This window comes from Sphingomonas sp. 28-62-20 (assembly GCF_002281505.1).
In genome coordinates, this window is the sequence record NZ_NCGH01000007.1 from 23,322 (window position 1) to 48,994 (window position 25,673).

Below are 25,673 nucleotides of genomic sequence, written 5' to 3' on the forward strand. Positions count from 1 at the left end.
AGCGGCGGGATGCAGGGAGATACGGCCGACAGGCTTCATTGGTGGCAAACCCGCTGGTTTGTGGTGGCAGCGGCATTGGTGGCGGCAATCCCGTTGCTGTGGCCGGACATTCCGCCGTTGCTCGATTTGCCGGGCCATATGGGGCGATACCGGGTTCAGCTAGAACTCCAGCAGCATCAATGGCTGCGTGACTGGTATGACTTTAACTGGTCGCTGATCGGCAATCTCGGCGTTGATCTGCTCGTCATCCCGCTCGCCAAGATTTTCGGGCTAGAGCTTGCCGTCAAGCTGATCGTGCTGACCATCCCGCCGATGGTGGTCACCGGGCTGTTGTGGATCGCACGCGAGGTGCATGGCCGCATCCCGGCGACGGCGCTGTTCGCGCTGCCGCTGGCCTATAGCTTCCCCTTCCATTTCGGCTTCGTCAATTTCGCGCTGTCGATGGCGCTTGCGCTTAACGCTTTTGGGCTGTGGCTGCGGCTTGCCCGGCTTGGCCATTTGCGATTGCGCGCGATCATCTTCGTGCCGCTCTCCTGCCTGTTGTGGCTGTGCCATACATTTGGTTGGGGGACGTTGGGCGTCTTGGCTTTTTCCGCCGAACTGATCCGCCAGCATGATCTTGGCCATCGCTGGTTCAATGCCTGGCTCAGAACCTGCATCGGTTGCTTACCGCTTGCGCTGCCAATGGGGCTAATGGTGCTGTGGCGCTCCGGCGGCGGAGTTAGTGGCCAGACCGGCGACTGGTTCAATTGGCGCGCCAAGGCCGGCTGGGTGACGATGGTGCTGCGCGATCGCTGGCAAGCGTTCGACATTGCCTCAACAGCGGTAATCTATTTCATCCTGTTCAAGGGCATTCGCGATCCGAATATCGAATATTCGCGCAATCTGACGCTGTCGGCTGCGTTCCTGCTGGCCGTTTTCATCCTGCTGCCCCGGATCGTTTTCGGCTCCGCCTATGCCGATATGCGGCTGGCCCCGTTCATGGTCGCGATCGCGCTGATCGCGCTGCGCCCCAAAAAGGGCCTGTCGATTCGCGGCGCGGCCACAGTCGCGGCAGTGGGGCTGAGCTTCTTTCTGGTGCGAATCGGCGCAGGCACGGTGAGCTTTTGGTTGTATGACCAAAGCTATGATCGCCAGCTCAAGGCGCTTGATCATGTGCCCAAGGGCGCGCGGCTCGTCAGTTTCGTCGGTGAAACCTGCAATAACGAATGGTTTTTGAGCAGGCTTCAGCACTTGCCAGCAATCGCGCTTGAACGGCGGCTGGCCTATACCAATGATCAATGGTCGATGGCGGGCGCGCAGTTGATGACGACGCGCTACAGGGCAGCGCGCCGCTTCGCGCATGATCCGTCACAAATCGTCACCCATGTGCAGTGCCCGCGCGAATGGTGGCGCCCGGTGACCCGCTCGCTCGCCCTGTTCCCGCGCGAGGCGTTTGATTATGTCTGGCTGATCCAGCCACCCGCTTATGATAAAAAGCTTGAGGCTGGGCTAATCCCGCTGTGGCGCGACGGTCGCAGCGCGGTATTCCGGGTCGATCATGCCAAGCCCGCCGTCACGCTGACGACCGAAGAACTTACCCCGCCGCCGCCTTCTTGAACGGCGTCATGCTGCCCAGAAATTCCCGGTCGCTGGCGACAGCTTCGCGTTCATGGACCAGGAAATCGGCAACCGCCCGCCTGAAATTGACATCCGGGATGAAATGCGCCGACCAGGTCGCAACGGGCGCATAACCGCGCGCGAGCTTGTGCTCGCCTTGCGCGCCCGCTTCCACGGATTGCAGCCCGCGCGCAATCGCTGCATCAATCGCCTGATAATAACACAGCTCGAAATGGAGAAAGGGCACGTCTTCGGTCGCGCCCCAATAGCGGCCATATAGCGTATCGGTGCCGATCAGGTTGAGCGCCCCGGCAATCGGTCGGCCATCGCGCTCGGCCAGAATCAGCAGCACCCGGTCCGCCATCCGCTCGCCGAGCAGCGAGAAGAAACGCCGCGTCAGATAGGGCGTGCCCCATTTGCGCGCGCCGGTATCCTGATAGAAAACCCAGAACGCATCCCAATCGGCTTCGGTCAGGTCAGCACCGCTGACATGGCGGATCGTCAGCCCCTCCACCGCGGCGCTGCGTTCTTTGCGGATTGCCTTGCGCTTGCGGCTGGCAAGCGCACCCAGAAAATCGTCAAAGCTGCCATAGCCGTCATTACGCCAATGAAACTGGGTACCGGCGCGGATCAGCCAGCCGGCATCCTCAAACATGGGCAGTTGGTCAGGATTGACAAAAGTGGCGTGGGCGCTCGACAGCCCCTGCTGCACCGTCACTGCCTCCAGCGCGCCGATCAATGCCGGGCCAAGCGTGGAATCGCGCAATAACAGTCGCGGACCGGGCACCGGCGTGAACGGCACTGCGACCTGCAGCTTCGGATAATAACGCCCGCCCGCGCGCTGCCAGGCATCGGCCCAAGCATGGTCGAAGACATATTCGCCTTGGCTGTGACCCTTGGCATAAGCGGGCGCGATCGCCGCCGGTTTGCCGTCAGCGCCGTCAATGACGATGGGGATTGATTGCCAGCCAGCGCGCGGGGAAACACTCCCCGATTCTTCGAGGATGGAGAGAAAGGCATGGGCAAGAAACGGATTGTCCGCGCCAGAACAGGCATCCCAATCGGCGGGCGCAATGCTGGCGACACCGGGGGCGATCCGCGCGATGACGTCGCGCTCGGTCATGCCGCCGGGATCAGCTGGCGACCTGGATGATCGCGTCGATTTCCACCACGGCACCCAGCGGCAAAACCGCGACGCCCACGGCGCTGCGCGCATGCTTGCCTGCCTCCCCGAACAAGGCGACCATCAATTCAGACGCGCCATTGGCAACCTTTGCCTGATCAGTGAAATCGGTTGCGCTGTTGACGAACACGCCCAGCTTCACGATCCGTTCGACGCGGTGCAGGCCGCCCAGCGCCTGCTTGATCTGTGCAACCAGCATCAGGGCACAGCGTTCGGCCGCTTTCTGCGCAAAGGCCAGATCGCGGTCTTCACCAACCCGGCCGGTCATCAGCGCCCCATTATCAAAGGGCAGCTGGCCGGAAATATGCAGCAACCCGCCCACCTCGACCGTCGGCACATAGGCAGCCACAGGCGCAGCAGCAGCGGGAAGGGCGAGCCCAAGCTCGGCGAGTTTGGTGTCGATTCGATCGGTCATGGCCACAGGCTCAACCACGCCATAGCGGGGCGGGTCAAGCGCTGGCTGGCACGGCAGCGGCAAAGCGCGCGGCAATCCAGTCCTTTGCCAGCCGCCAGTCATCAATCCGGGCGTGCGCGGCGGGGGCGGGCGGCACATGCGGCGCAAGATCGGGCTCGGAAACCATGTGGAGCCGGTGGACGTGGGGCGCGTGCGTCGCACATGAATCGAGGTGAACCGCCAGATCGTCGACAAAAACGGTCACCGGATTGCCGAATTCGGCGACCAGTGAGGCCACCCGTGTGCCCTTGCCGCCCTGGTTGGTCTCGACCCGGTGGACGATGCCGAACGATTCGAGCTGAGCGGTGCGCGCGGGGCGGCAATGGTCCTGCAAATTGGTGAGGATGACGATATCGGCAATCTCCGCCAGCGCCGCGATCGATTCAGCCGCATGCGGCACCAGGGTCTGCCGGCCCATTTCTGCCGGAAAGAAACCGGCGAGATAGGTCCACATCTCCTCGCGTGCGAGCGGCGTGCCATCGCGCCTGGTCATGCTGGTGGCCATATCGCCATGCGCAAGTTTGAAATCGATCGCATGTTCCTCCCCCAGCCAGGTGCCGAAATGGCGCGCCATGTGGAGGAGCACTTCATCGCAATCAGTGATCAGCAAGGGCTTCATTGGTCGTCCAGGGTTTGGCGCGCGCGAATCAGCGCGGCGGGGGTGGTGGCGAGTGCGGTGGCGCAGGCGATCAGATCAGGCTCATGCCCCTCAAGAAACCCAAGAACCGCCGCTTGCGTCGCGGGATCGCCTGCGCTGGCCCGCAATCGCTGTGGATCAAGCCCGGTCAGCGCCAGCAGCCGTTCGGCCCGATCAGGCACCGCCAGTGCCCAGCCGAGCGCCCCCAACGCCAGCACCGCTGCGTCTTCATTTGTCACAGGGCCACGCATTGCCTATTCGCTTCGGGCTTGAGGGAAGGATCATGTGGACGTGGCAAAAAGGGTGCTGGTTGTCGAGGACAACGAACTGAACCTCAAACTTTTCTGCGATCTGTTGCGCGCGCATGAATTTGTGGCCGAAGGCGTCCGCGACGGGCGCGAGGCCGTGGCGCGCGCGCGCGCTTTTCAGCCCGATCTGATCATCACTGATATCCAGCTGCCGCATGTCACCGGCTATGAGCTGATCGCGCAGCTAAAGGGCGATCTCGCGCTGCGCAGCATCCCGATCATGGCGGTAACTGCTTATGCCGGGCGCGAGGATGAAGAACGCATCCGGGCGGCCGGGGCCAATGCCTATGTTTCCAAACCGATCGCGTTGGCCGCGTTTATCGCGCAGGTGAAGGCGCTGCTTTAGGTGTTGGGCTTTAGGTGCAGGGCTTTAGATTCGGGGCTTAAGGGCAGGCATCAAAAGAGCCGCAAAAGATATCCCTTGCGGCTCTGGTGCGGCTCTGGATCCCGGCCTTCGCCGGGATGACACATCGGCGGCTTAGGCCGCCCGCAATGTCACTTGATCTTGGCTTCCTTGAAATCGACATGCTTGCGCACGACGGGATCATATTTGCGGAAGCTGAGCTTGTCGGTCTGGGTACGCGGGTTCTTCTTCGTGACATAGAAGAAGCCGGTATCGGCCGAGCTGACGAGCTTGATCTTGACGGTGGTCGGCTTTGCCATGACCTGAAATCCTGCGAGTTTGAAAAAAGCAAAAAGCGACGAACGCGTGCCCGCCGCTTGGTAAGCCGCAGCCGTTGGCCCAGCCGGGCCGCAAAGTCAAGCCAATGCCGTCCGCGCTGCACCCATGCACCACCGTTAACGCCATCTTTACCGTAAAAGGTGCAGCCTGAAATCATCAAGGCCGAAGGGGACGCCGCATGGCCCAGCACATGACCCAATCCGCGACGATCGACCCGTATGTTCAAGCCGAACTGTTCCGACGCGCCGCGTTGCTCGGCGTGCGCCCGGGTCGGGCCGCGCTCGCTGCCGAGATCGACATGATTCGCCGGATCGCCCGACAAAACGGCATGATGCCGGTCACCAGCGTCGCCCAGATACTCGAATCGGCGCTGGCGCGGGGCGACATGGGTCCGCTGATCACGGGCTGGATCGCGCTGCTGCGTGAAGCAATCAACAGCGAACGCCAGGACCGATTCGCTGGCGACAGCTATGTGGCGGCCTGTTCGGTTCGGCTGACCGGCTGATCCCTGAACCATGGACGCGCTGATGGCCGCTTTTGTCGGCGCGATTCTCTGTCAGGCGAGCGATCGCAGCGCCTGGCTCGCGGCCATGCTGGGCGATCGCTACCCAAAACATGGGCAAGTGATCATAGCCGCCGCACTCGCGCTTGCCATCGGCAATGGCGTTGGCGCGGTAGGCGGCATGCTGATTGCCCCAATCATGACCCCCAATGCCCGCGCGCTGCTGCTGGGGCTTGCGCTGGTGTCGGCAGGCGTCGCGGCCTTGTTTCGGGCGAAGCGGCCGACCCCCTTACGCGCTGGCGCCGGAGCTTTCCTGACGGCACTGATCTGCTTGTTGGCGATCAGCATGGGGGACAAGACGCAATTCCTGACGGTCGCGCTTGCGGCGCGCGCGCCGATTCCCGCCCTGGCCGCGATTGGCGCGACGCTGGGGAGCCTGGTCGTGATCATCCCCGCCATTCTCGCCGGCGAATCACACTATCGATCGCTGCCGCATCGCCCGGTTCGGATCACTATTGGCTTGGTGCTGATGGTCACGGGGCTGATCTCTGCGCTGGGCGCGATGCGGCTGATCTAGCCAGGCAATCACGGTGATCAGCATATTGCTTGAAGGATGATATTGCAGCGTCGCTGTCGGGACCCAATCTTTGCGTCAGCCGTTGACTTGGCATCATCTTCAGGAGGCCCGCCCATGACGACAGATTCTGCGCTGAAAACCCCAACTGATCTCAAATCAAATGCCGCCAAGACGGTCGCCGAAGCGCTGAACGGCATTCTGGCCGATAGTTTTGCGCTCTATCTCAAGACCAAGAATTTCCATTGGCATGTCTCCGGCCCGCATTTTCGCGACTATCATTTGATGCTCGACGATCAGGCAACGCAGATTTTGGGCACGACCGACGCCATTGCCGAGCGCGTCCGCAAAACCGGCAACACCACGCTGCGCTCGATTGGCGACATTGCGCGCCATCAGTCGATCAAGGACAATGATGCCGATTTCGTCGCCCCCGAAGCGATGCTCGCGGAACTGCGCGAGGATAATCTGCAGCTCGTCGCCGCCTTGCGCGACGCCAAGGACATCGTCGATGCGGCCAAGGACAACGCAACCAGCGGCATGCTGGACGACTGGACCGATCAGGCCGAGGAGCGCGCCTGGTTTCTGTTTGAGGCCAGCCGCAAGGGGTAAGCGGTCACGGAGCCGGTGTAGGCGGGCGATCCGCGCGCCGGCTCGGCGGCCCCAAGCTGATCAACCAAAGATCGGGCACCGCGCCCAGCCGGAATGGCACCCGGCTGGTGCCGAGCCCGGCGGTAACGATCACGGTCCGGCCAGGTTCGCGGATCAAGCCGCAACCATAGCGATCACCCAGTCGTGAGACGCTGACCAGCGGGCCGATGATCGGCAGCACGATCTGGTTGCAATGCGTATGTGCCGCCAGCATCAAGAGCGGCGGCTTGATCCGCACGGCTGGGTCGGGGCTGTGCGACAGCACCAGCCTTGGCCCGGCCAGCTTCGCCATCTGACCGAGCATCCGGGCAGGCTGCGCGCGACCGGTGAAATCATCATCGAGCCCGCCAATCACCAGCGGACCGACCCGCGCCGCGCGGTTCGACAATAGGATGATCCCTGCCCGTTCCAGCGCCTGGATGACGGCCGGTGCATTGGTCCAATGATCATGATTGCCCAGCACCGCCACCGTCGCGATTCGCGGGCGCAACTGGCTGAGCGGGTCTATCAGTCGCGCGGCCTTGGTGCCGAGGGGATCCTCGGCATGGCCAGCAATAAAATCACCGGCAATCAGCACGATATCGGGTGCGAGCGCGTTGATCTGATCAACAATCGCCGTCAGTCGGCGTTCATTCACCGTCTGGTTGCCGATATGGATATCGCCGATCAGCACCACACGCAGCGGCGCGACGTCGGCGGGCCAATCGGTAAGCGTAATCGCTGCCTGGCGCACGACCGGCAGCCGTCGGGCTTCGCCATAGGCATAAAGCAGCACGGCCCCAGCGATCAGCACCCCAACCAGCCAAAGCCGGATCACGATGCGAAGCGCCGCAGACACTGGCTAGCGTTTCTTGACGAACTCAGCGCGCAGAACCAGGCCCTTGATGCCATCAAATCGGCAATCAATTTCCTGAGCATCGCCGGTTAGCCGAATCGATTTGATCAGGGTGCCGCGCTTCAACGTCTGGCCAGCGCCCTTCACGGTCAGGTCCTTGATCAGCGTTACCTGATCACCATCGGCGAGCAGATTGCCAACCGCGTCGCGCACCTCCATCGGGCCTTCGGCCGCAGCGTTGATCGCGGCGGCCGCAGCGGCGTTGATCCATTCGCCGCTGGCTTCATCAAAGACATAGCTGTCCTCATCAGTGCTGCTCATCGTACCGGTCAGCCCTTAGGCGCCATCGACAGCGCGCCCTTGGTCGACGGGTTGGAAGCGTTCGTCTTTTTGGGTTTTTCCGCCTTGGGTTTGCGGACTTCCTTGGACGATTTTTTTTGAGACTTGGCCATGGATATGGGTCCCTTCGTGCCGGCCTGATGCCAGCGGCACGATCAACCTAGGCCAGTGGCAACGCTTTAGCCCGCAAAATCGGCAATAGTCGCCAATCCCGGCGTCGATTGATGGTTATTCTGCTCAGCATCAACTTATCACCGCGAGGGTCGTCAGCGCATGTTGCGCCAGGATCAAGACTGTCGTCATCAAAAAGGCGAGGATGGCGACGATCATCGTCCGCAGGGGTGTCATCATCATTCTCGAATTCAGGCAGAGGGTGGTTTGGTGCCGATCAGGCGATCGGCACCATGGGCACAGCGGCGCTGACCATCACGGTCGCGAAAACAAAAGCAGCGGCAGCCGACATTACGACCCGCGACAGATTTTCAAAACGGAACATCATTTTTCTCCCTTTATCGCCTCGGTCGGACCATCCAACCGGCGATGCCAAAGCCTTTGCAGGGAGCGTGCCAAACTGAAAATTTGGCGGTATTCAGCGGTTATTCACCAAAGGGTGGCCGCGTCGTAGTAAAACACGCCAGATTTTTTGGTTTAGGTCACCATTATTTGGGAAAATTTTTCAGCGGAGCGGGCCTTAGCCCATTTTCAGCTGGTTCCGCCCATCGGCCTTGGCCGTATAAAGCAAGCGATCGGCGCGAACGAACACCTCGCCAACCTCTTCCCCGGGCCCTGCGGCCGTCAGCCCGGCAGAGAAGGTGACCTCACCCAGCGGCTCATCCGATTCGCGCAGGCGATAGCGCTTCTTGGCGACGAGCGCGCGCGCGCCTTCAAGCAGATCGCTCGCCGCTGCCATGTCAACGCCTGAAAACAGCACGACAAATTCCTCGCCACCATAGCGCGCGACCATATGCCCGTCACACTCCGATGCCAAAACATCAGCAATCGCCTTCAGCACGCGATCGCCAACGGCATGGCCAAAACTGTCATTGACGAGCTTGAACCGATCAATATCGCACACGGCCAGACACATAGCGTCGCCCTTGGCAAGATGCTCGGCATAGCATTCCTCAAAGGCGCGCCGATTGGGGAGGTCGGTCAGGGGATCGCGCCTGGCATTGTCGCGCGCCTCTTCGAGCTTGGCGCGCAGATCCGTCGCTTCGCGCGTCGCGGCTTCGAGCTGACTTTCGGCGGACTGGACTCGATCCAGCATCGCGGTCGTAATGCGCATCACTGCTTCTGACGCACCTGCGCCAGATGATTCGCGAATGGCATCAGCCTTTGCGGCAAGATCACGCCCGAAATCGCGCGTTTCGGAGCGCATTGCCATCACCAGATCCTGAAAGCCTTCGACCTGCATCTGGGTTTGCGCAACCAGCCCTTCGCCGGCTTTGCGATCAGCCTCGGCGACCGGCGTGACCGGCGCGTTGCCGACATCACCACCCAGCGCCATAATATCGCGCTTGGTCAGCCGCACACCGCCATCGGTGAGCGCTGCAACCGCCTTGGCAAGCGGGCCAACGGGATCAATCATCACCCGATAGGCAAAGGCATAGTTCACCGGATCAGGGCCCAGCCGATTATCGCTTAGAAAAACGCCGATTCGTTGAAAAATCGTCCGAGTCGCTTCCTCACGATCAATCGGCTGTCCACCATCAATGCTCTTTAACGCCCTGTCGACCATCGTCCCCATTTCCGCCAAGTGTTTGATCAAACGCCCGGATACCCTCTGGAGCCGTTTTCATAGCCAACAACACCTAAAATAAGGTGACCGTCAGCCAAGCATTTTCGGGATCAAGGGGCGGTGGCACGATAGCGTTTGACGGCATCCAGCGTATTACGAACGTGATCAGCATAGCTCATATCGTTATGGGCATAGTAAATTATGCCTTCTGGTGTAATCACATAGCTGGTCCTGGTCGTGATGGCGCGCGGTTGACCATCGCGTCCGGTCATCGTCCGCCCCAGGGCAACATCATATCCTGCAATCACTTGAGGCCCGGCGCTAGCAACCTGAAATTTGCCGGCGCAATCCTTGGCTGAAAAATCTGCAAGCACATCAACCGGATCTGCCGACATGCCAATCACCGTTGCCCCGGCCTTGGTAAAGGCAGGGATCGCTTCGGCAAAGGCGCGCGCTTCGGCGCTGCATCCCGGCGTGAATGCCGCCGGGAAAAAATAAAGGACGACCGGTCCCTTTTTCAGCGCCGCTTTGAGATTGACGGTAGCGATCTTGCCCGCCGTTGCGCCCCGCGTGGTGAAATCGGGTGCCTTTGCCCCTGGGGCCAGCGCCGCCATGGCAGGGGTAGCAATCGCGATGGCCAGGCCAGCAACCACAGCACAGGCGAACAGGGTGGGCGAGCGCTTCATCGTGATCTCCAAATCGAAAAAATCAGTGTTCATGGGAGCAGGCTAGGCGTAACCAGCGCCGCAGCACAATAGCGGCATGCTACCGGGTGAACGCCAGGCCGATCCGGGCATGCGTATCGACGCGGTTAAAATCGGTGAGCGCCTCGCCATAGCCGTGAAAAGCCTGGCCAAAGAGATAGATCCCGACATCGCCGACGCCGAACCGCTTGATCGGATAGGAAGCGAACAACTCAGCCGATCCAAGCCGCGTCACCGGGTTACCGCGCGCCAACACCGCCAGCTTGATCCCGTCGCGCTGCTCAACCGACACCCCAAGCGCGCCATAGCCGTAAAAGCGTTCAATCATATCGGCCTGGCCCTGGTTACCCACATAGAACCAGCCCTGCGGCGTGATATCGAGCCGCCAATCGCGCCCCAGCGCGACGCTCTGATTGGCGCGCAAATAGAAGCGATTAATATCAACCGAGTTGGCCACCCCGCCACCGTTGGAATCGTGCCGATAGCCAATCGCCAGCCGCGCGCTGTCGCCAACCGGCACGTCGATAAAGGCTTCAGGACTATAAGTGGTCGCCCGAATTGGCCCGGATGGCTGGTTGAGCGCCCAGAAGATCGTCTGGGTATAGGCAACTTTGATATAGGACGCCGGCCCGGTGCTGGCGAAGGGCTGCATCGCAAAGCTCAGCTGCACCTTGGCACCGGCATCGCCCGTGCCGATCACGCCATAGACCGGTTCGAACGGGCTGAACCGCGCCAGAAAGCCGCTTGCCGTACCCCGCGCGCTGGTCGTGACATCCTCCCCCTGGGTCGAACTGGGGGTTGATGCCTGGGCGATGACACGCCGGGGGGCGGCTGGCCGCGCAACCGGTGCCAGCCGATAGCGGAGCCGAGCAAATCCGCCCGGCGCAACCGGTGCGGTATCGGCGGTCGACCGGATCAGTTCGATCGTCAGCGTCGTGCCATCGCGCGCCATGGTCTGAATGGTCGCCGGAGCCTCGACTTCAGCAGGCTGCGTGCCCTCATTGATCAGAAACACATCAACGCCACTCAGCGCGCTCGCGGCTGAGGCAGGGGGTTCGATCAACGGGCGCAGTTGCGCAAAGGCGGGGCTGCTGGCCGCGATCAGCGGCAGCGCAAGGAAGGAATATCGCATCAGCACCTTTCCTGTCAGTCGATTGTGACAAAATGGAGTCGCTATTCGCGCTGGTCCCCGCCCAGCCAGCGCGATACTAGCAGAGGATGCGCGTCACCCCAGCCGATATCGCCCTCGCCGAACGCCTCGCCGATGCAGCCGGGGCAGCGATCCGCCCCTATTTCCGTCGCCCGCACGGGCTGGAGACCAAGGCGGATCATTCGCCCGTCACTTTGGCCGATCGCGAAGCGGAAGCCGCGATGCGTACGCTGATTGAACAGGCCTTTCCCGATGACGCGATTATCGGCGAGGAATATGGCACCAAAGACGGCAGCAGCGGCCGCGCCTGGGTGCTCGACCCGGTCGACGGCACCCGCGCCTTTGTTTCCGGCAGGCCGATTTTTGGGACCCTTATTGGCCTGATGATCGAAGGCTGGCCGATGCTGGGCATCATCGATCAGCCAATCCTGAAGGAACGCTGGCTTGGCGTCATCGGGCAGCCGACCTTGTTCAACGGCACGCCGACTCGAACCCGCCTTTGCCCGGCGCTTGAAGGTGCTGCGCTTGCCACCACCAGCCCGCACGCTTTTGACGATCATCAGGCCGATCATTTCGTGGCGCTTGCCCGTGCCGCCGCCGGGGGCAAGATGCGGCAGGGGCCGATCTATGGCGGTGATTGCTATAATTATGGCTGCCTTGCCTCGGGACAGCTCGATATTGTTGTCGAAGCGGGCCTGAAAATCCACGACTTCGTCGCGCTGGTCCCCATTGTCGAGGGCGCGGGCGGGCGGATGTGCGATTGGGCGGGCGATCCGCTGACCGCCGACAGCACGGGCGAGGTCATCGCCGCTGGCGATCCAGCGCGAATCGAGGAAATCGTCGAGACGCTCGGCTGTCACGGGCATTGAGTTGCCGTGATTCGCGCGGTGTTCCTGGATGTCGGCGAAACCCTGGTCGATGAAACGCGGCAATGGTCGCTTTGGGCAGATTGGATCGGCGTGCCGCGCGCCACCTTTCTGGCGGCCTTTCAGGAAAATGTTGCCAGCGGCGCGCACCACCGACGGGTGTTTGATCGATTCGCGCCCGGATTTGATGTTGATGCTGCGGAGAGGGATCGCGAGGCCACTGGGCAAGGTTATGTAATCGAGCCGCAGGATTTTTACCCCGACGCCCTTCCCTGTCTGGCGGCGCTGCGGTCGCAGGGGCTGGTAGTTGGCATCGCGGGCAACCAGCCCGAAGCCGCCGAATCGGCGCTGCTGGCGTGCGGCGTTACGGCCGATTTTATCGCATCATCGGCGGGTTGGGGCATTGAAAAACCGTCGCCGCGCTTTTTCGAGCGAATCGCTGGGATAACCGGGCTTGCGCCAGCAGCGATCGCCTATGTTGGGGATCGTCTTGATAATGACATCGTCCCCGCGCGTGCGGCGGGCATGGCCGCCATTTTTCTAATTCGCGGCCCCTGGGCAATGGCCGATGCAAGCCATCCCGACAGGGCATGCGCGACCGCAACGATCGCGGACCTTGCGGCGCTGCCCGGGCTTATTGCCCGGCTCAATCAGGCCTAACCGCGCGCCACGGCGGCGGCGATATCGCTGCCGCTGGTTGCAAAGGCCAAAGGCTTCGTCTATGCGCCCGCCTTTCCGCGAGTAAGAGGAACTGCCCGGCCGGTATGGGCTGCCGTGGCCGTTCATAAATCGTCGCGCAAACAAGGAGACGAAAATGCCCAACGCTTCAAGCTCACGGCGACCGGGAAGCTGAAACATGGTGTCGCAGGCAAGCGCCACCGGCTGATCAGCCATAACGGCAAATATATTCGCCAGAACCGCGGCACCAAGGTCCTGTCAAAGGCCGACACCGCAACCGTGAAGGCCTGGGCGCCTTACGGCCTCGGTTGAGCTAGGAGATTTAGGAAATGGCACGCGTCAAACGGGGTGTAACCACCCGCGCCAAACATAAGCGGATTTTGGAATCAGCGAAGGGCTATTATGGCCGTCGCAAGAACACGATCCGCATCGCCCGCCAGGCCGTCGAAAAGGCCGGGCAATATGCCTATCGTGATCGCAAGGTAAAGAAGCGCTCGTTCCGGGCGCTCTGGATCCAGCGTATCAACGCCGCCGTCCGCATGGAAGGCCTCACTTATGGCCAGTTCATGCACGGCCTGAAGCTGGCTGGTGTCGAACTCGACCGGAAGGTCCTGGCCGATATCGCCATGCACGAAGGCGCAGCGTTTAGCGGCATCATCGCTCAGGCGAAGGCGGCCCTGCCCCAGGCCGCCTGAGCGGACTGAGCAGCACGCCAATAAGGGGCGCGGGTGGATTGCCACCCGCGCCCTTTTCGTTATCGGACGCAGGCGAATGACGGACGGGAATGCAATGACCACCGACCTAGACCAGATGCAGACCGACATGCTTGCCGCGATCGATGCCGCGAGCGGGCTCGACGCACTTGATGCGGTGCGGGTTCAGGCCCTGGGCAAAACGGGGGTGATCACCACCCTACTCAAGTCGCTTGGCGCGATGACACCTGAGGAGCGTCAGGCGAAGGGGCCGGCAATTCACGGCCTGCGCGAGGCGATCACGGCCGCAATCGCGACCCGAAAGGCAGCACTGGAACGCGCCGACCTCGACGCGCGGCTGGCGCGCGAGACGATCGACATGACGCTGCCTGCTGAACCGGCACTGGTCGGCAGTATCCACCCCGTTTCGCAGGTGATGGACGAACTCGCCGAAATCTTCGCCGATCTGGGTTTCGCGGTCGCAACGGGGCCGGAGATCGAGGACGATTGGCATAACTTCTCCGCGCTCAACATCCCCGAGACGCATCCGGCGCGGGCGATGCACGATACTTTCTACCTCGCGGGCGAGCATGAACGGCCAATAGTGCTACGCACGCACACTAGCCCCGTTCAAATCCGCACGATGATGACGCAAGCGCCGCCGATTCGCATCATCGCGCCGGGTCGCACCTATCGATCGGACAGTGATGCCACGCACACGCCAATGTTCCATCAGGTCGAAGGGCTGGTGATCGACAAGGGCATCACGCTTGGCCATTTGAAATGGACGCTCGAGACCTTCCTCAAGGCGTTTTTCGAGCGCGACGATGTCGTGCTGCGGCTGCGCCCGAGCTATTTCCCCTTCACCGAGCCATCGGCGGAGGTCGATGTCGGCTTCACCGTGCAGAACGGCAAGCGCGTGATCGGCGGCGGCGGCGATACGGAGAATGGCGGCTGGATGGAAGTGCTCGGCAGCGGCATGGTCCACCCCAAGGTGATCGCCGCCTGCGGGCTTGATCCCGACGAATGGCAGGGCTTTGCATTCGGCTGTGGGATCGATCGGCTGGCGATGCTGAAATATGGCATGGACGATCTGCGCCCGTTCTTCGACGGCGATCTGCGCTGGATGAAGCATTATGGCTTCTCCTGCCTCGACGTACCCACCTTGTCCGCGGGAGTCGGCGCATGAAGTTCACGCTGAGCTGGCTCAAAGAGCATTTGGAGACGACGGCGAGCCTCGACGAGATCGTCCTGGCACTCACCCGCATTGGGCTTGAGGTCGAGGGCGTCGAGCATCCCGGCGAAAAGCTCGCCGCGTTCCGCGTCGCCAAGGTGCTTTCTGCCGAACGCCACCCGCAGGCGGACAAGCTGCAGGTGCTGTCGGTCGATGCCGGTGACGGACCGATGCAGGTGGTGTGCGGCGCGCCCAATGCCCGCGCTGGGCTGGTCGGTGTGTTCGGTGCGCCCGGTGCCACTGTGCCTGCTAACGGCATGGTGCTGAAGGTCGCCGAGATCAGGGGCGTCGTGTCGAATGGCATGATGTGCTCAACCCGAGAGCTGGAGCTGGGCGATGACCATGACGGCATCATCGAGCTGCCCGACGACGCACCGGTCGGCACCGCCTATCCCGATTATGCCGGGCTGACCGATCCCGTCATTGACGTGTCGGTGACGCCGAACAAGCAGGATTGCATGGGCGTGCGCGGGATTGCGCGCGATCTGGCGGCGGGCGGGATGGGCACGCTACGCCCGCTTGCCGATGTCTATCGCATGGCGGCGGCCTCGGTCGCGGGCGAAGGCCCCGGCCCCGATGTGCGGACTGAGGACGCCGATGGCTGCCCGGCCTTTTATGCGCAGACGGTGGCGGGCGTCACCAATGGCGCATCGCCGCCCTGGATGCAGGCCAAGCTAAAGGCAATCGGGCAAAAGCCGATTTCGGTGCTGGTCGACATCACCAATTTCGTGATGTTCGATCTCGGGCGTCCGCTGCACGTCTATGACCAGGCCAAGCTGGTCGGCGGGCTGGTCGCGCGGAAAGCACGCAGCGGCGAGATCGTGGTCGCGCTCAACGGCAAGACCTATGCGCTCGACGAGGGCATGACCGTCATCGCCGATGACGAGAAGGTCCATGACATTGGCGGCATCATGGGCGGCGAAGAAACCGGCGTTGCCGAGACGACGACCGATGTGCTGATCGAATGCGCCTATTTCGACCCCGAGAGCATCGCCCGGACGGGGCAGAAATTGCTGCTGACCAGCGACGCGCGCACCCGCTTCGAGCGCGGCGTCGATCCGGCGTTCCTTGATGAAGGGCTGGCAATCGCAACCTGGCTAGTGCTTGAACATTGCGGCGGCACGGCGAGCGCCGTGACGCGCGCCGGCACGCCCCCATTGGGTGAACGCACGATCAGCTATGATCCCGGCCGCGCCGAAACGCTGGGCGGGCTAGCGATTGATCCGCTGCGGCAGCGCACGATCCTGGAAAGCCTGGGCTTTGGTGTGACCGACAGCTGGCAGGTCACGCCGCCGAGTTGGCGCCGCGATGTCGATGGATCGGCCGATCTGGTCGAGGAAGTCATCCGCATCGAAGGCATCGACAAGGTGCCATCAACCCCGCTGCCGCGTGCGGCGGGCGTTGCCAGGCCAACCGCTACGCCCGAGCAAAAGCTCGAGCGCCGCGTCCGTCGCGCCGCCGCCGCACGGGGGCTGAACGAGGCGATCACCTGGAGCTTTTTGTCCGACGCGCAAGTGGCCCCGTTCCGCAGCGCTGGCAATTTCGAATGGCGGGTTGCCAACCCGATCAGCGAGGATTTGAAGGTCATGCGGCCCTCGCTCCTGCCCGGCCTGCTCGCCGCGACCGAGCGCAACCTGAAGCGCGGGGCCGCCAGCGTGCGGCTGTTTGAAGTCGGTCGCCGCTATCTGGCCGATGCCGAACGCGCCACGCTTGGCGTCGTGCTGGCGGGCGACAAGCGCGCGCGTGGCTGGCAAAGCGGCAAGGCTGTGGCGTTCGACGCGTTCGATGCCAAAGCCGAAGCACTCGCGCTGCTCGCCGAAGCGGGCGCGCCCGTCGATAACCTCCAGGTGTTCGGGGAAGCGGGCGAGACATGGCATCCGGGGCAATCGGGCACGTTACGGCTGGGGCCAAAAACGGTGCTGGCCAGCTTCGGCATGCTGCACCCGCTGACCCTCAAAGCGTTCGACCTTGATGGCCCAGTCGCCGCCGTTGAGCTCTATCTTGATGCCATCCCGGCCAAGCGATCGGCCAAGGGCGAGGGCGGCTTTATGCGCCCGGCCTATGCCCCGCCCGTACTGCAATCGGTCACGCGCGACTTCGCGTTCCTGGTGTCCGACACACTTGCCGCCGATGCCCTGGTGCGCGCGGTCAAGGGTGCGGACAAGGCAGCAATTACGGCGGCGCGGCTGTTCGACGTTTTCACCGGCACCGGCGTTGAGCCCGGCATGAAAAGCCTAGCCATTGAAATCACGCTGCAACCGGGCGACAAGAGCTTCACCGATGCGGACCTGAAAATCATCACTGACAAGGTGGTGGCGGCCGCAGCCAAGCTGGGAGCGATGTTGCGCGGCTGACCAACGGTGAAGCGGAGATGCGGGATGGATATGTTGCGACGGATGTTCGAAAAAAAGCGTCCGCCAGCGCCGAAGGACCTGCCACATTTCATCTACATCATGCTGCCCGAGGCCATCGGACCAACAGAGCGCTATGATCAATATGGCGATCCGATCGACGCCGAACTCCAGCTCACTGGGTTGGGGTGCGTGTCGGGCGGGGGGACAGCGACCGGGCCAGAAGATGCGGATGGCATCGAAAAAATCTATGGATGCGGGGTCGATGTCGACACCCATGATCTGAACGGCGCGCGGACGCTGCTGCGCCAGCATCTGCCAAGCCTGGGATGTCCGATTGGCACCGAGCTTCAGTTTCAGGTGGACGGCGTCCACCGGCACGACCTGTTCGACGGCAGCCACTGGGCACTTGATCTGCCGGTAACGGTGGTGGATCAGCGCGATGATGACTGAGACCAGAGACAAAGCACCTTTCGTGCAGCTTTCGAACGGCACCCTGTCGGCATCGATCAACCCCTTTGGCGCCGAACTTTCTTCGCTGCGCGATGCCGATGGCCGCGAGTTGATGACCGATGCCGACCCGGCTTTTTGGCGGGGGCGCGCGCCGATCCTGTTCCCCATCGTTGGGCGACTGAATGACGATGTGCTGTGGCTGGACGGCGACTCCTATCGGATGGAGAAACATGGTTTTGCCCGGCGATCAATGTTCGATCCCGTCGATGTGACCGGCACTACCGCCTCCTTTAGGATGACGGATAATGTCGAGACTTACGCCCAGTTTCCGTTTCATTTTCTGCTGGAGATCAGCTTTGCGATCGCGGACGCGACGCTGGTGATGACCGCGACGATCGGCAATAGCGGCGATACGCCCATGCCGTTCAGCTTTGGCTGGCATCCGGCCTTTGCCTGGCCGCTGCCCTATGGCCACCCGCGGGACGATCACCGCATCGCCTTTGAAACCCAAGAGCCCGATATGCTGAAAGGCCTGACCCCAGAGGGATTGATCGCCGAAGATCGCCCGACCCCGGTCGACGGCAAAATACTCCGCCTCGCCGATGCGCTGTTCGAACGTGACGCGCTGATTTGGAACCCGATTCATTCGCGGCAGCTCTGCTATGGCGCAAACACGGGCCCGCAGCTCGACATTAGCTTTCCCGATACCCCCCGGCTGGGCATCTGGACCAAGCCCGGCGCGCACTATATTTGCATTGAACCCTGGCAAGGCATCGCGGATCCGGTCGGCTATCAGGGCGATTTCTGTGACAAGCCCGGGGTGATGATGCTTGCCCCCGCAGCGCAGCATCGGATCGAAATGCGCGTGACCGTTTCGGGATAGCGATTCCCGATATGGTTAACGAGAATGCTTGCCATCCCCCCCAAGCGCGATAGGTTCCGCGCGAAGGGAAGCGCGTATGGCCGATAGCGAATCGGGAAATGCCTGCGCGGCCTTTACCGAGTCCGAACTCGCAGAGCTGATGAAGATCGCCGAAATCCATGAGGATGCCGGCGGTGGTCTGCTGTTGCTTGCCGCCAAGGCGGGTGAAGGCGCGGACAAGCTGATCGATTGGCTGCCGGATAATTTTGAGGACAAGCTGCAGGGCGTGGTCGATCTGGCGCTGCGCCAGTCCTATGCCATTGCCTTTTCAACCCATGGCCGCCGCCACAAACGTGGCCGGAAAATACTGAATCGGGAGGGGTTTCATCGTTTTCTGGCGGGCGTCGCCGGGGCGATTGGCGGTGCCGGGGGTATTGCCACGACGCTCGCTGATCTGGCCTTCACCACCACGCTCGTGCTGCGATCGATTCAGGAAATCGCCATCAGCTATGGCGAGGATCTCGATGATCCGGATGTGCGCGCCCATTGTATCGCCGTCTTCGGGACGGGCGGGCCGCTGGTCGATGACGACAGCCTCGATACAGCGTTATGGGCCGGCCGAATCGCGCTGAGCCACCAATCGGTATCGGCAACGATTCGCGCGGTCGTGCCCCAACTCGGCAAGACGCTGAGCGAAGGCCTGTTGACGCGGGCCGCGCCATTGGTGGGGGCGGTGGCCGGGGCAGCAATCAACAGCGCGTTCATGGGCTATTATCAACGCATGGCGCATGTAAATTTTCGCTTGCGTCAGCTTTCCAGTGATCACACGCCAAAGGAGATCCTAGCCTGTTTCGCGCGGGTCGTTGATCTGGAGCGCGAGCGGCGCAAGCAAAAGAACAAGAAGAGGCGATAACGCGCCGCCGCCCGATGCGGCGCACGGCGAATCAGCGCTGACGTGGGCGATGCTCTCGACTTGGACGCGTCGCCCGCGTAGTCGCGCGCGATGACCCAGTTGAACGACCGCCGCACCTTCGCGATCATCTCCCACCCCGATGCCGGCAAGACCACGCTGACCGAGAAGCTGCTCTATTTCGGCGGCGCGATCCATCTGGCGGGCGAAGTGAAGGCGCGTGGGGCGAACCGGCGTGCCCGATCCGACTGGATGAAGATCGAACAGCAGCGCGGCATTTCCGTCACCTCGTCGGTGATGACGTTTGAGAAGGACGGGATCACTTTCAACCTGCTCGACACGCCGGGGCATGAGGATTTCTCCGAAGATACCTATCGCACGCTGACCGCCGTCGATTCGGCGGTGATGGTGATCGATGCCGCGCGCGGGATCGAGGCGCAGACGCGCAAGTTATTCGAAGTGTGCCGGTTGCGATCGGTGCCGATCATCACCTTCGTCAACAAGGTCGATCGCGAGGGACGCGATGCCTTTGACCTGCTCGACGAGATTGCTGAAATGCTGGCGCTTGATGTCACACCCATGAGCTGGCCAGTCGGGATGGGCGGTGAGTTTGAGGGGATTTATGATCTCCAGGCCAACCGGCTTATGCAACCAGAGGGCGGCAGCCGCGAATTTCTGGGCAAGGCGGCAGACTTTACTGGGCTGGATGATCCCGCGCTGGCGGCTGTGCTGTCGCCGGTCGGCCTGGCCAAATTGCGCGACGATGCCGAGCTGGCGCTGGGCGGCTATGGCAGTTTCGATGCCGAGGCTTACCGCGCCGGTGACCAGACGCCGGTCTATTTCGGATCAGCGCTGAAGGATTTCGGCGTCGGCGAGCTGATCAATGCGCTTGCGCGCCACGCGCCCGGCCCGCGCCCGCAACCCGCTGAGCCCGCCCCCGTCTCACCCGACCGCGCCGATGTCACCGGCTTCGTCTTCAAGGTGCAGGCGAACATGGACCCGCAACACCGTGACCGTATCGCCTTCATGCGGCTCTGCTCGGGCACCTTCAAACGCGGCATGAAGCTGACCCCAACGGGGCATGGCAAGCCGATCGCCATCCATTCGCCGATATTGTTCTTCGCGCAGAACCGTGAACTGGCGGATGAAGCGTTTCCCGGCGACATCATCGGCATCCCCAATCACGGGACGCTGCGGGTGGGCGATACGCTGAGCGAACGCGCCGATGTGCGCTTTACGGGCCTGCCCAATTTCGCGCCCGAAATCCTGCGCCGCGTGGCGCTGAAGGACCCGACCAAGACCAAGCAGCTGCGCAAGGCGCTCGACGACATGGCCGAGGAAGGGGTGACCCAGGTTTTCTACCCCGACATTGGCAGCAACTGGATCATCGGCGTGGTTGGCCAGCTGCAACTCGAAGTGCTGCTGTCGCGGCTGGAGGCGGAGTATAAAGTCGATGCCGGGCTGGAAATGGCGCCGTTCGAAACCGCGCGCTGGATTTCAGCCGAGGAGCCAGCCGACCTGAAGCACTTCATCGACCTGAATCGCGGCGCAATGGCCAAGGATCGCGACGGCAATCCCGTATTCATGGCCAAGAGCAATTGGGAGGTCGGCTATATCGTCGATCGCTATCCCAAAGTGAAATTCGCCGCCACGCGCGAGCGGTGATCGCGGTGCGGCATCGGCCGCACCGCGATCAATCGATCAGAACTTCACTTGCGCGGTCAGCGTCACCTGACGCGGGTTGCCATAATAGGCCGTCAGCACGCCATCTGCGCCCAAGGTCGAGATGAAGTTGCCCGCAGCATTGCGATTAAACACGCCGGTATCGGCATTCTGGCTCAGGAAGTTATAGCCAGCGACGATGTAGCGTTTGTCGAACAGATTGCGACCATGCAGCCCGACCGAGAAGGTCTTGTTGATCGTCCATACCGCATTGGCATCGAACAGCGCGAAGCCGGGCTGATCAAGCATCGCGGTGGGAATTTCGAACTGCTGCGAATCGCCGCGATAAGAAACGGTCGCGCCGAGATTGAGCGACCCATCGTTGATCGGCACGTCATAGCCAAGCGTGGCGCTGGCCGTCCAATCCGGCGTGTTCTGCACCGCGCGCCGATTGGCAACCTGAAGACCGCGCGAATCGATATAGGATTTATATTTGGCGTCGAGATAGCCGACCGTCCAGGCCAGGTTCACTCGGCCGCCAGGCGTGCCAAAATTCTTGGCAAGCAGGGCGTTGCCTTCAAATTCAATGCCGCGAATCTGCGCCAAGCCGGCATTGGTGGTGATCCCGGCAAAGGTCTGGATCCCCCCAACGACAATACCAACCGAACCCGGAATCTGCACATTGCGATAATCGGAATGGAAGGCCGAAAAAGCGATGTTCAGCCGACGATCGAACAGCGACGCCTTATAGCCGATTTCATAGGTACGCACGTCTTCGGGATCGAACGACAGGAAGTTGAAGATGTCGTCCTGGTCACCCAATGCACCACCCCGGCCATTGCCATTGAGATCGGGCGCCGCCGTGCCAACACCGCGCGGATCGAAGCCACCGCCCTTAAAGCCCTCGGCATAGCTCGCATAGAGCGTGTTATTGGCATTGGGTTTGAAGCTCACCGAGACGCGCGGCGTGAACTGTTTGAAGTTCAGCGTACCCCGGAAATCGGTCTGCCGCACGATCGGGTTGGTGGTGCCGCCGAAAAAGGGCGACGCGCCAAGAAAGACGTTGCGCTGAATCTGCGACCGGCGATTGTCCCAGGTATACCGACCGCCCGCCGAGACGCTGAACATGTCGTTCAGATCATAGGTAAAGTCGCCGAAGACCGCCACAGTATCGGTGCGGACATTGCCAAAGGTGAGCGCGGTGACGGTGCCGGGAAGGCGGACATCAAAGACCGTCCGCGATCCGGCATCGAGATAATAAGCGCCGATCAGGCCGTTGAACCCGCCGGTTTCGACCAGGAACTGGATTTCCTGGCTGAACTGATTGTTGTTGTAAAAAGCGGGCACATCAACGTCGACGGCGGGCAGCGCATCGAAATCGATCGGCGTTGCGCTATCATCCTGGCGATAGGAGGTGATGCTGCGGAAGGTCAGCCAATCCGCAGGATGCACCTCACCAAAGCCAGTAATGCCCCAGGCGACGACATCCTGGCGGGGGCTGTTGAGCCCGCCCCGAGTGTCAAACACATTGGCAAGCACTGGAATACGCGACACAAGACCGGGAATCAGCCGGTGGCCACCGCGCGCATTGGTGCGATCATGCGTGTAATCGCCCGTCACCCGGAAAAAGGCATCGCTGCTTGGCTCGATCTCGAGCGTGCCGCGACCGGCCCAGATGTCCTTGTTGTAATTCTCTTCGCCGGTCGTCAGGTTCGTGCCAAAGCCATCGCGGCTCAGGCGCGCGATCGCACCGCCAAGCTTCACCTTGCCATCCCAAAGCGGCACGCTGCCGCTGGCAATGCCGTCCGCCTGATTATAGCTGCCATAGGAGCCGCGCAGCGTCAGGCTGGGCACATCGGCCAGGCGCTTGGTGACATATTTGATCGCGCCGCCAATCGTGTTGCGGCCATAGAGCGTGCCCTGCGGCCCGCGCAGCACTTCGATCCGCTCGACGTCATAAATGTCGAGCACAGCTGCCTGCGGGCGATTGAGATAGACATCGTCAAGATAGATGCCAACGCCAGCTTCGAACCCGGCGACCGGATCCTGCTGGCCAACACCACGGATAAAGGCCGTGAGCGTCGAGCTGGTGCCACGCGACACTTCAAGCGTCACGTTGGGGGTGTAGTTGCCAATATCGGTAATGTCGGCAGCGCCCGACTGGTCGAGCTGTGCCCCGGAAAACGCGGTGATCGCGATCGGTACGTCGATTGCGCTTTCTTCGCGGCGGCGGGCAGTGACGAGGATTTCACCATCGTCCTCCGCTGGGCGATCGGCCTGGGTTGCGCTCGGGGCGCTTTGGGCAAGAACCGGCGTCGCACACAGCGCGCCAAGGGCAACGCCAAGCTGCAACAGGCTGCGGACGGATAAAGGATGACGTGACATGTTGATATTCTCCCCTCCAAAGTGGCGTGCACCTCTGATGGGTTGAACGCCGTTGGTAGACGCTATACTGAAACCTGAACCATGATTCAACTTGGGACTTGAGGGGAGCAAATGAATGGCCGGTGAGCGTGCCGCATCTGCAACACTATCCGCCGCCAGCGCAGGCAAGGCACCGCGCACCGACCGTGGCCGCCGGACGCTCCGCGCGATTCTGGACGCTGCTGCAATCGAGTTTGGCGAGCGCGGATTTCACGACACGTCAATCAGCGGAATCACGCGCCGGGCCGGCGTCGCGCTGGGCAGTTTCTACACCTATTTCGACAGCAAGGACGCGGTGTTTCGCGCGCTGGTGCGCGATATGTCGGATCAGGTCCGTGATTATGTCACGCCCCATATCCGCGCTGCGCCCAATCAGATCGCCGCCGAACGCGCCGGGTTGCTGAGCTTTATCGATTTCGTGCGTGGCCATAAGGAAATTTATCGCATCATCGACGAAGCAGAATTCGTCGATCCCGCCAGTTTTCGGGACCATTACCAGATCACAGCCGATCGAATCAGCCAGCGGCTGGAGGCGGCGGCAGCACGCGGCGAAGTGCGTGGCGACGCGCCCGAAGTGCTTGCCTGGGCAATCATGGGCATGAATGTGTTCCTGGGCCTGCGTTTCGGCGTTTGGGGCAATGAACGCAGTGCGGAATCCGTCGCCGATGTGATCGCCGGTCTGCTCGCCCATGGCATTGCCCTGCGCTGAGCCGGATGCGGCGAAAACAAATCCCGGCGATTTCGCCAGCGCTATCCTGCAGCCGCCACCGCTACGGCGGGCGCTGACCGCCCGACGCGCAACGTCGCCAGCGCCGCTATCAGCATCATCGCCCCACCCAACATGATGACATGGCGCGGATCACCGCCAAGCACCGGTGTGTAGAAAAACGGCAAGGTCAGACTTTCGACCAGCATCGGTATGACGATGAACATGTTGAAAATGCCCATGTAAATGCCCGTCCGTTCTGGCGGAATGCAATCGGCCAGCATCACATAGGGTGTCCCCATCAGGCTGGCCCAACCCAGGCCGATGCCCAGCATGGGCAGATAGCACCAGGCTTCGTTGGTGATCGTTGGCAGGACCAGCATCGCAAAGCCTGCCGCCGTCATGCAGGCGGCGTGGACCGGACCTGCGCCAAGCTTACGCGTGAGCGGCACCAGCATCAGGGCAGCCGCAAAGGCAATCGCGTTGTAAAAGCCGCCAAGCCGGCTGTTGATCAGCGTGGCATCGCGCACCGCCTCTGCTGTCCCACTTTCGAAAAAGGCGCGGGCGAGGGACAGCACGGCATATTGCCAATAGCAAAACATCCCGAACCACTGGCAAAACATCGCCACTGCCAGCCGACGCATCGGCTGCGGCATGTCGCGCACCGCCTCTGCAAAGTCGCGCCAGGTGGTCGCGATCGACATCGGCCGATCACGCATCTGCGCCAGTTGCGGCGGCGTGAGTGGCAATTCGGGGACGCGCCACACCGACCATAGGATCGTGCTGAGTGACAGCACCGCGCCGATCGCAAAGGCCAGCTTGGTGACATCGGGGATACCGTGCGCATCGACCGCATCGGCGTTCATGCCAAACCACACAAAAATCGACGGGGCGAGATAGGCAAGCGTCTGGGCCAGCCCCGTAAATGCGCTCTGCGTGAGGAAACCAATTGGGCGCTGCGTCTCGTCCAGGCGATCGCCGACATAGGCCCGATAGGGCTCCATGGTGATGTTATTGGCGGCGTCGAGCAGCCACAACAAGCTGGCCGCAACCCATAATGCCGGGCTGTACGGCATGGCGAATAACGCGATGCTGCACAGCACGGCGCCGATCAGGAAATAGGGGGTGCGTCGCCCGATCCGCGTCACCGTTCGGTCGCTAAGCGCACCGACAATGGGCTGCACGAGCAAACCGGTGATCGGGCCCGCCAGCCACAAAAATGGCATGCTCGCTTCGCTGGCGCCGAGATAGCTATAGATCGGCCCCATATTGGCCTGTTGCAGGCCAAAACTGAACTGCAACCCCAGGAAACCGAGGTTCATCTGGACGATACGTCCCAAACTTAACCGAGGCTTGGGCTGGGTTTCGATTCGAGGCTGGAGCGCACCATCTGCAGTCATCGTCTCTCCTCGCGGCAGGGCTTGAGCCTGCCTACAGGCCAGCGGTAGCACAAGGGCTTTTGCCATTGCAAAGGTTTGC

Annotated in this window: 29 protein-coding genes; 16 read left to right on the forward strand and 13 right to left on the reverse strand. The window is 62.0% G+C overall.

Going from position 1 to position 25,673, the window contains the following annotated elements; translation table 11 throughout:
- Window positions 1-9: 9 nt before the first annotated feature.
- On the forward strand, window positions 10-1,599 hold the full coding sequence (locus B7Y43_RS06715; protein WP_374130858.1) for a hypothetical protein: 1,590 nt from the start codon (window positions 10-12) through the stop codon (window positions 1,597-1,599).
- Here the strand turns inward: B7Y43_RS06715 and B7Y43_RS06720 are convergent.
- Genes B7Y43_RS06720 through B7Y43_RS06735 form a run of 4 tightly spaced genes read right to left on the reverse strand, consistent with a single transcriptional unit; the run spans window position 1,577 to window position 4,124 of the window.
- Complete coding sequence (locus B7Y43_RS06720; RefSeq protein WP_374130859.1) at window positions 1,577-2,722, reverse strand: GNAT family N-acetyltransferase; 1,146 nt, start codon at window positions 2,720-2,722, stop codon at window positions 1,577-1,579. The genes B7Y43_RS06715 and B7Y43_RS06720 overlap by 23 nt on opposite strands.
- A gap of 10 nt (window positions 2,723-2,732) precedes the next feature.
- The gene (locus B7Y43_RS06725) at window positions 2,733-3,197 is read right to left on the reverse strand and encodes a RidA family protein (protein ID WP_374130860.1); all 465 of its coding nucleotides are present in this window, start codon (window positions 3,195-3,197) and stop codon (window positions 2,733-2,735) included.
- Between the two features lie 34 nt (window positions 3,198-3,231).
- A complete protein-coding gene (locus B7Y43_RS06730; RefSeq protein ID WP_374130861.1) occupies window positions 3,232-3,855 on the reverse strand; it encodes an HAD family hydrolase in 624 nt (207 codons plus the stop codon).
- Window positions 3,852-4,124: a DUF3572 family protein gene (locus B7Y43_RS06735; protein WP_374130862.1), complete on the reverse strand. Its 273-nt coding sequence runs from the start codon at window positions 4,122-4,124 to the stop codon at window positions 3,852-3,854. Before B7Y43_RS06735 ends, B7Y43_RS06730 begins: the two co-directional genes overlap by 4 nt.
- A gap of 40 nt (window positions 4,125-4,164) precedes the next feature.
- Between B7Y43_RS06735 and B7Y43_RS06740 the strand changes: the two genes are divergently transcribed.
- Entirely contained in the window at window positions 4,165-4,527 is a 363-nt protein-coding gene (locus B7Y43_RS06740) for a response regulator (protein WP_374130863.1), read from the forward strand.
- A 149-nt stretch (window positions 4,528-4,676) separates the two neighbouring features.
- On the opposite strand, the gene rpmG is transcribed toward B7Y43_RS06740, so the two are convergent.
- Window positions 4,677-4,844, reverse strand: coding sequence for a 50S ribosomal protein L33 (gene rpmG / locus B7Y43_RS06745; RefSeq protein ID WP_374130864.1), 168 nt, complete (start codon window positions 4,842-4,844; stop codon window positions 4,677-4,679).
- 197 nt (window positions 4,845-5,041) lie between these two features.
- On the opposite strand from rpmG, the gene B7Y43_RS06750 reads away from it, so the two are divergent.
- The 3 genes from B7Y43_RS06750 (at window position 5,042) to B7Y43_RS06760 (ending at window position 6,551) form a co-directional block, all read left to right on the forward strand.
- Window positions 5,042-5,368, forward strand: coding sequence for a hypothetical protein (locus B7Y43_RS06750; RefSeq protein ID WP_374130865.1), 327 nt, complete (start codon window positions 5,042-5,044; stop codon window positions 5,366-5,368).
- Between the two features lie 22 nt (window positions 5,369-5,390).
- Window positions 5,391-5,942 (forward strand): TMEM165/GDT1 family protein, encoded by a 552-nt coding sequence (locus tag B7Y43_RS06755; RefSeq protein ID WP_374130866.1) that lies wholly within the window; start codon window positions 5,391-5,393, stop codon window positions 5,940-5,942.
- A gap of 114 nt (window positions 5,943-6,056) precedes the next feature.
- Window positions 6,057-6,551, forward strand: a complete 495-nt coding sequence (locus B7Y43_RS06760; RefSeq protein ID WP_374130867.1) for a Dps family protein — start codon at window positions 6,057-6,059, stop codon at window positions 6,549-6,551.
- Between the two features lie 4 nt (window positions 6,552-6,555).
- Here B7Y43_RS06760 and B7Y43_RS06765 read toward each other — a convergent pair whose 3' ends face one another.
- The 6 genes from B7Y43_RS06765 to B7Y43_RS06790 form a co-directional block, all read right to left on the reverse strand.
- On the reverse strand, window positions 6,556-7,428 hold the full coding sequence (locus tag B7Y43_RS06765) for a metallophosphoesterase (RefSeq protein WP_374130868.1): 873 nt from the start codon (window positions 7,426-7,428) through the stop codon (window positions 6,556-6,558).
- Between the two features lie 3 nt (window positions 7,429-7,431).
- Window positions 7,432-7,746, reverse strand: coding sequence for an alkylphosphonate utilization protein (locus tag B7Y43_RS06770; RefSeq protein WP_374130869.1), 315 nt, complete (start codon window positions 7,744-7,746; stop codon window positions 7,432-7,434).
- Between the two features lie 8 nt (window positions 7,747-7,754).
- A complete protein-coding gene (locus tag B7Y43_RS06775; protein ID WP_374130870.1) occupies window positions 7,755-7,877 on the reverse strand; it encodes a hypothetical protein in 123 nt (40 codons plus the stop codon).
- 578 nt (window positions 7,878-8,455) lie between these two features.
- Window positions 8,456-9,532, reverse strand: a complete 1,077-nt coding sequence (locus B7Y43_RS06780; RefSeq protein ID WP_374130871.1) for a GGDEF domain-containing protein — start codon at window positions 9,530-9,532, stop codon at window positions 8,456-8,458.
- Between the two features lie 80 nt (window positions 9,533-9,612).
- Window positions 9,613-10,188: a peroxiredoxin gene (locus B7Y43_RS06785; protein WP_374130872.1), complete on the reverse strand. Its 576-nt coding sequence runs from the start codon at window positions 10,186-10,188 to the stop codon at window positions 9,613-9,615.
- A gap of 79 nt (window positions 10,189-10,267) precedes the next feature.
- Window positions 10,268-11,338 carry a phospholipase A gene (locus B7Y43_RS06790; RefSeq protein WP_374130873.1) on the reverse strand — a complete coding sequence of 357 codons (1,071 nt, stop codon included), beginning with the start codon at window positions 11,336-11,338 and terminating at the stop codon, window positions 10,268-10,270.
- A gap of 86 nt (window positions 11,339-11,424) precedes the next feature.
- Here B7Y43_RS06790 and B7Y43_RS06795 point away from each other — a divergent pair, with 86 nt between their 5' ends.
- The 10 genes from B7Y43_RS06795 to B7Y43_RS06840 all read left to right on the forward strand — a co-directional run bounded on the left by B7Y43_RS06795 (window position 11,425) and on the right by B7Y43_RS06840 (window position 21,067).
- Window positions 11,425-12,225, forward strand: a complete 801-nt coding sequence (locus B7Y43_RS06795) for an inositol monophosphatase family protein (protein WP_374130874.1) — start codon at window positions 11,425-11,427, stop codon at window positions 12,223-12,225.
- 6 nt (window positions 12,226-12,231) lie between these two features.
- Window positions 12,232-12,882 (forward strand): HAD family hydrolase, encoded by a 651-nt coding sequence (locus B7Y43_RS06800; protein ID WP_374130875.1) that lies wholly within the window; start codon window positions 12,232-12,234, stop codon window positions 12,880-12,882.
- A 114-nt stretch (window positions 12,883-12,996) separates the two neighbouring features.
- A complete protein-coding gene (locus B7Y43_RS06805; RefSeq protein WP_374130876.1) occupies window positions 12,997-13,212 on the forward strand; it encodes a 50S ribosomal protein L35 in 216 nt (71 codons plus the stop codon).
- Window positions 13,213-13,229: 17 nt separating this feature from the next.
- Window positions 13,230-13,595, forward strand: a complete 366-nt coding sequence (rplT, locus tag B7Y43_RS06810) for a 50S ribosomal protein L20 (protein WP_374130877.1) — start codon at window positions 13,230-13,232, stop codon at window positions 13,593-13,595.
- 94 nt (window positions 13,596-13,689) lie between these two features.
- Window positions 13,690-14,781, forward strand: coding sequence for a phenylalanine--tRNA ligase subunit alpha (gene pheS / locus B7Y43_RS06815; RefSeq protein ID WP_374130878.1), 1,092 nt, complete (start codon window positions 13,690-13,692; stop codon window positions 14,779-14,781).
- Window positions 14,778-17,180: a phenylalanine--tRNA ligase subunit beta gene (pheT, locus tag B7Y43_RS06820; RefSeq protein ID WP_374130879.1), complete on the forward strand. Its 2,403-nt coding sequence runs from the start codon at window positions 14,778-14,780 to the stop codon at window positions 17,178-17,180. Before pheS ends, pheT begins: the two co-directional genes overlap by 4 nt.
- 24 nt (window positions 17,181-17,204) lie before the next feature.
- Entirely contained in the window at window positions 17,205-17,630 is a 426-nt protein-coding gene (locus B7Y43_RS06825; protein WP_374130880.1) for a hypothetical protein, read from the forward strand.
- Complete coding sequence (locus tag B7Y43_RS06830; protein ID WP_374130881.1) at window positions 17,620-18,513, forward strand: aldose 1-epimerase family protein; 894 nt, start codon at window positions 17,620-17,622, stop codon at window positions 18,511-18,513. Before B7Y43_RS06825 ends, B7Y43_RS06830 begins: the two co-directional genes overlap by 11 nt.
- Before the next feature lie 76 nt (window positions 18,514-18,589).
- A complete protein-coding gene (locus B7Y43_RS06835) occupies window positions 18,590-19,405 on the forward strand; it encodes an EcsC family protein (RefSeq protein WP_374130882.1) in 816 nt (271 codons plus the stop codon).
- 90 nt (window positions 19,406-19,495) lie between these two features.
- Window positions 19,496-21,067: a peptide chain release factor 3 gene (locus tag B7Y43_RS06840; RefSeq protein ID WP_374130883.1), complete on the forward strand. Its 1,572-nt coding sequence runs from the start codon at window positions 19,496-19,498 to the stop codon at window positions 21,065-21,067.
- Between the two features lie 36 nt (window positions 21,068-21,103).
- Here the strand turns inward: B7Y43_RS06840 and B7Y43_RS06845 are convergent, their stop codons facing one another.
- A complete protein-coding gene (locus B7Y43_RS06845) occupies window positions 21,104-23,449 on the reverse strand; it encodes a TonB-dependent receptor (protein ID WP_374130884.1) in 2,346 nt (781 codons plus the stop codon).
- 115 nt (window positions 23,450-23,564) lie between these two features.
- Here B7Y43_RS06845 and B7Y43_RS06850 point away from each other — a divergent pair, with 115 nt between their 5' ends.
- Window positions 23,565-24,197, forward strand: coding sequence for a TetR/AcrR family transcriptional regulator (locus B7Y43_RS06850; RefSeq protein ID WP_374130885.1), 633 nt, complete (start codon window positions 23,565-23,567; stop codon window positions 24,195-24,197).
- A gap of 41 nt (window positions 24,198-24,238) precedes the next feature.
- Here the strand turns inward: B7Y43_RS06850 and B7Y43_RS06855 are convergent, their stop codons facing one another.
- A complete protein-coding gene (locus B7Y43_RS06855) occupies window positions 24,239-25,594 on the reverse strand; it encodes an MFS transporter (protein WP_374130886.1) in 1,356 nt (451 codons plus the stop codon).
- Window positions 25,595-25,673 lie beyond the last annotated feature (79 nt).

Bases quoted from the DNA above. Each gene is read 5' to 3' on its own strand.
- B7Y43_RS06770 (WP_374130869.1), bottom strand. From the start codon at position 7,746: ATGAGCAGCACTGATGAGGACAGCTATGTCTTTGATGAAGCCAGCGGC.
- B7Y43_RS06725 (WP_374130860.1), bottom strand. From the start codon at position 3,197: ATGACCGATCGAATCGACACCAAACTCGCCGAGCTTGGGCTCGCCCTT.
- B7Y43_RS06790 (WP_374130873.1), bottom strand. From the start codon at position 11,338: ATGCGATATTCCTTCCTTGCGCTGCCGCTGATCGCGGCCAGCAGCCCC.
- B7Y43_RS06825 (WP_374130880.1), top strand. From the start codon at position 17,205: ATGGATATGTTGCGACGGATGTTCGAAAAAAAGCGTCCGCCAGCGCCG.
- B7Y43_RS06850 (WP_374130885.1), top strand. From the start codon at position 23,565: ATGGCCGGTGAGCGTGCCGCATCTGCAACACTATCCGCCGCCAGCGCA.
- B7Y43_RS06750 (WP_374130865.1), top strand. From the start codon at position 5,042: ATGGCCCAGCACATGACCCAATCCGCGACGATCGACCCGTATGTTCAA.
- rplT (WP_374130877.1), top strand. From the start codon at position 13,230: ATGGCACGCGTCAAACGGGGTGTAACCACCCGCGCCAAACATAAGCGG.
- B7Y43_RS06830 (WP_374130881.1), top strand. From the start codon at position 17,620: ATGATGACTGAGACCAGAGACAAAGCACCTTTCGTGCAGCTTTCGAAC.
- B7Y43_RS06855 (WP_374130886.1), bottom strand. From the start codon at position 25,594: ATGACTGCAGATGGTGCGCTCCAGCCTCGAATCGAAACCCAGCCCAAG.
- B7Y43_RS06720 (WP_374130859.1), bottom strand. From the start codon at position 2,722: ATGACCGAGCGCGACGTCATCGCGCGGATCGCCCCCGGTGTCGCCAGC.
- B7Y43_RS06735 (WP_374130862.1), bottom strand. From the start codon at position 4,124: ATGCGTGGCCCTGTGACAAATGAAGACGCAGCGGTGCTGGCGTTGGGG.
- B7Y43_RS06785 (WP_374130872.1), bottom strand. From the start codon at position 10,188: ATGAAGCGCTCGCCCACCCTGTTCGCCTGTGCTGTGGTTGCTGGCCTG.
- B7Y43_RS06730 (WP_374130861.1), bottom strand. From the start codon at position 3,855: ATGAAGCCCTTGCTGATCACTGATTGCGATGAAGTGCTCCTCCACATG.
- B7Y43_RS06715 (WP_374130858.1), top strand. From the start codon at position 10: ATGCAGGGAGATACGGCCGACAGGCTTCATTGGTGGCAAACCCGCTGG.
- pheS (WP_374130878.1), top strand. From the start codon at position 13,690: ATGACCACCGACCTAGACCAGATGCAGACCGACATGCTTGCCGCGATC.
- rpmG (WP_374130864.1), bottom strand. From the start codon at position 4,844: ATGGCAAAGCCGACCACCGTCAAGATCAAGCTCGTCAGCTCGGCCGAT.
- B7Y43_RS06755 (WP_374130866.1), top strand. From the start codon at position 5,391: ATGGCCGCTTTTGTCGGCGCGATTCTCTGTCAGGCGAGCGATCGCAGC.
- B7Y43_RS06845 (WP_374130884.1), bottom strand. From the start codon at position 23,449: ATGTCACGTCATCCTTTATCCGTCCGCAGCCTGTTGCAGCTTGGCGTT.
- B7Y43_RS06835 (WP_374130882.1), top strand. From the start codon at position 18,590: ATGGCCGATAGCGAATCGGGAAATGCCTGCGCGGCCTTTACCGAGTCC.
- pheT (WP_374130879.1), top strand. From the start codon at position 14,778: ATGAAGTTCACGCTGAGCTGGCTCAAAGAGCATTTGGAGACGACGGCG.
- B7Y43_RS06840 (WP_374130883.1), top strand. From the start codon at position 19,496: ATGACCCAGTTGAACGACCGCCGCACCTTCGCGATCATCTCCCACCCC.
- B7Y43_RS06775 (WP_374130870.1), bottom strand. From the start codon at position 7,877: ATGGCCAAGTCTCAAAAAAAATCGTCCAAGGAAGTCCGCAAACCCAAG.
- B7Y43_RS06760 (WP_374130867.1), top strand. From the start codon at position 6,057: ATGACGACAGATTCTGCGCTGAAAACCCCAACTGATCTCAAATCAAAT.
- B7Y43_RS06795 (WP_374130874.1), top strand. From the start codon at position 11,425: ATGCGCGTCACCCCAGCCGATATCGCCCTCGCCGAACGCCTCGCCGAT.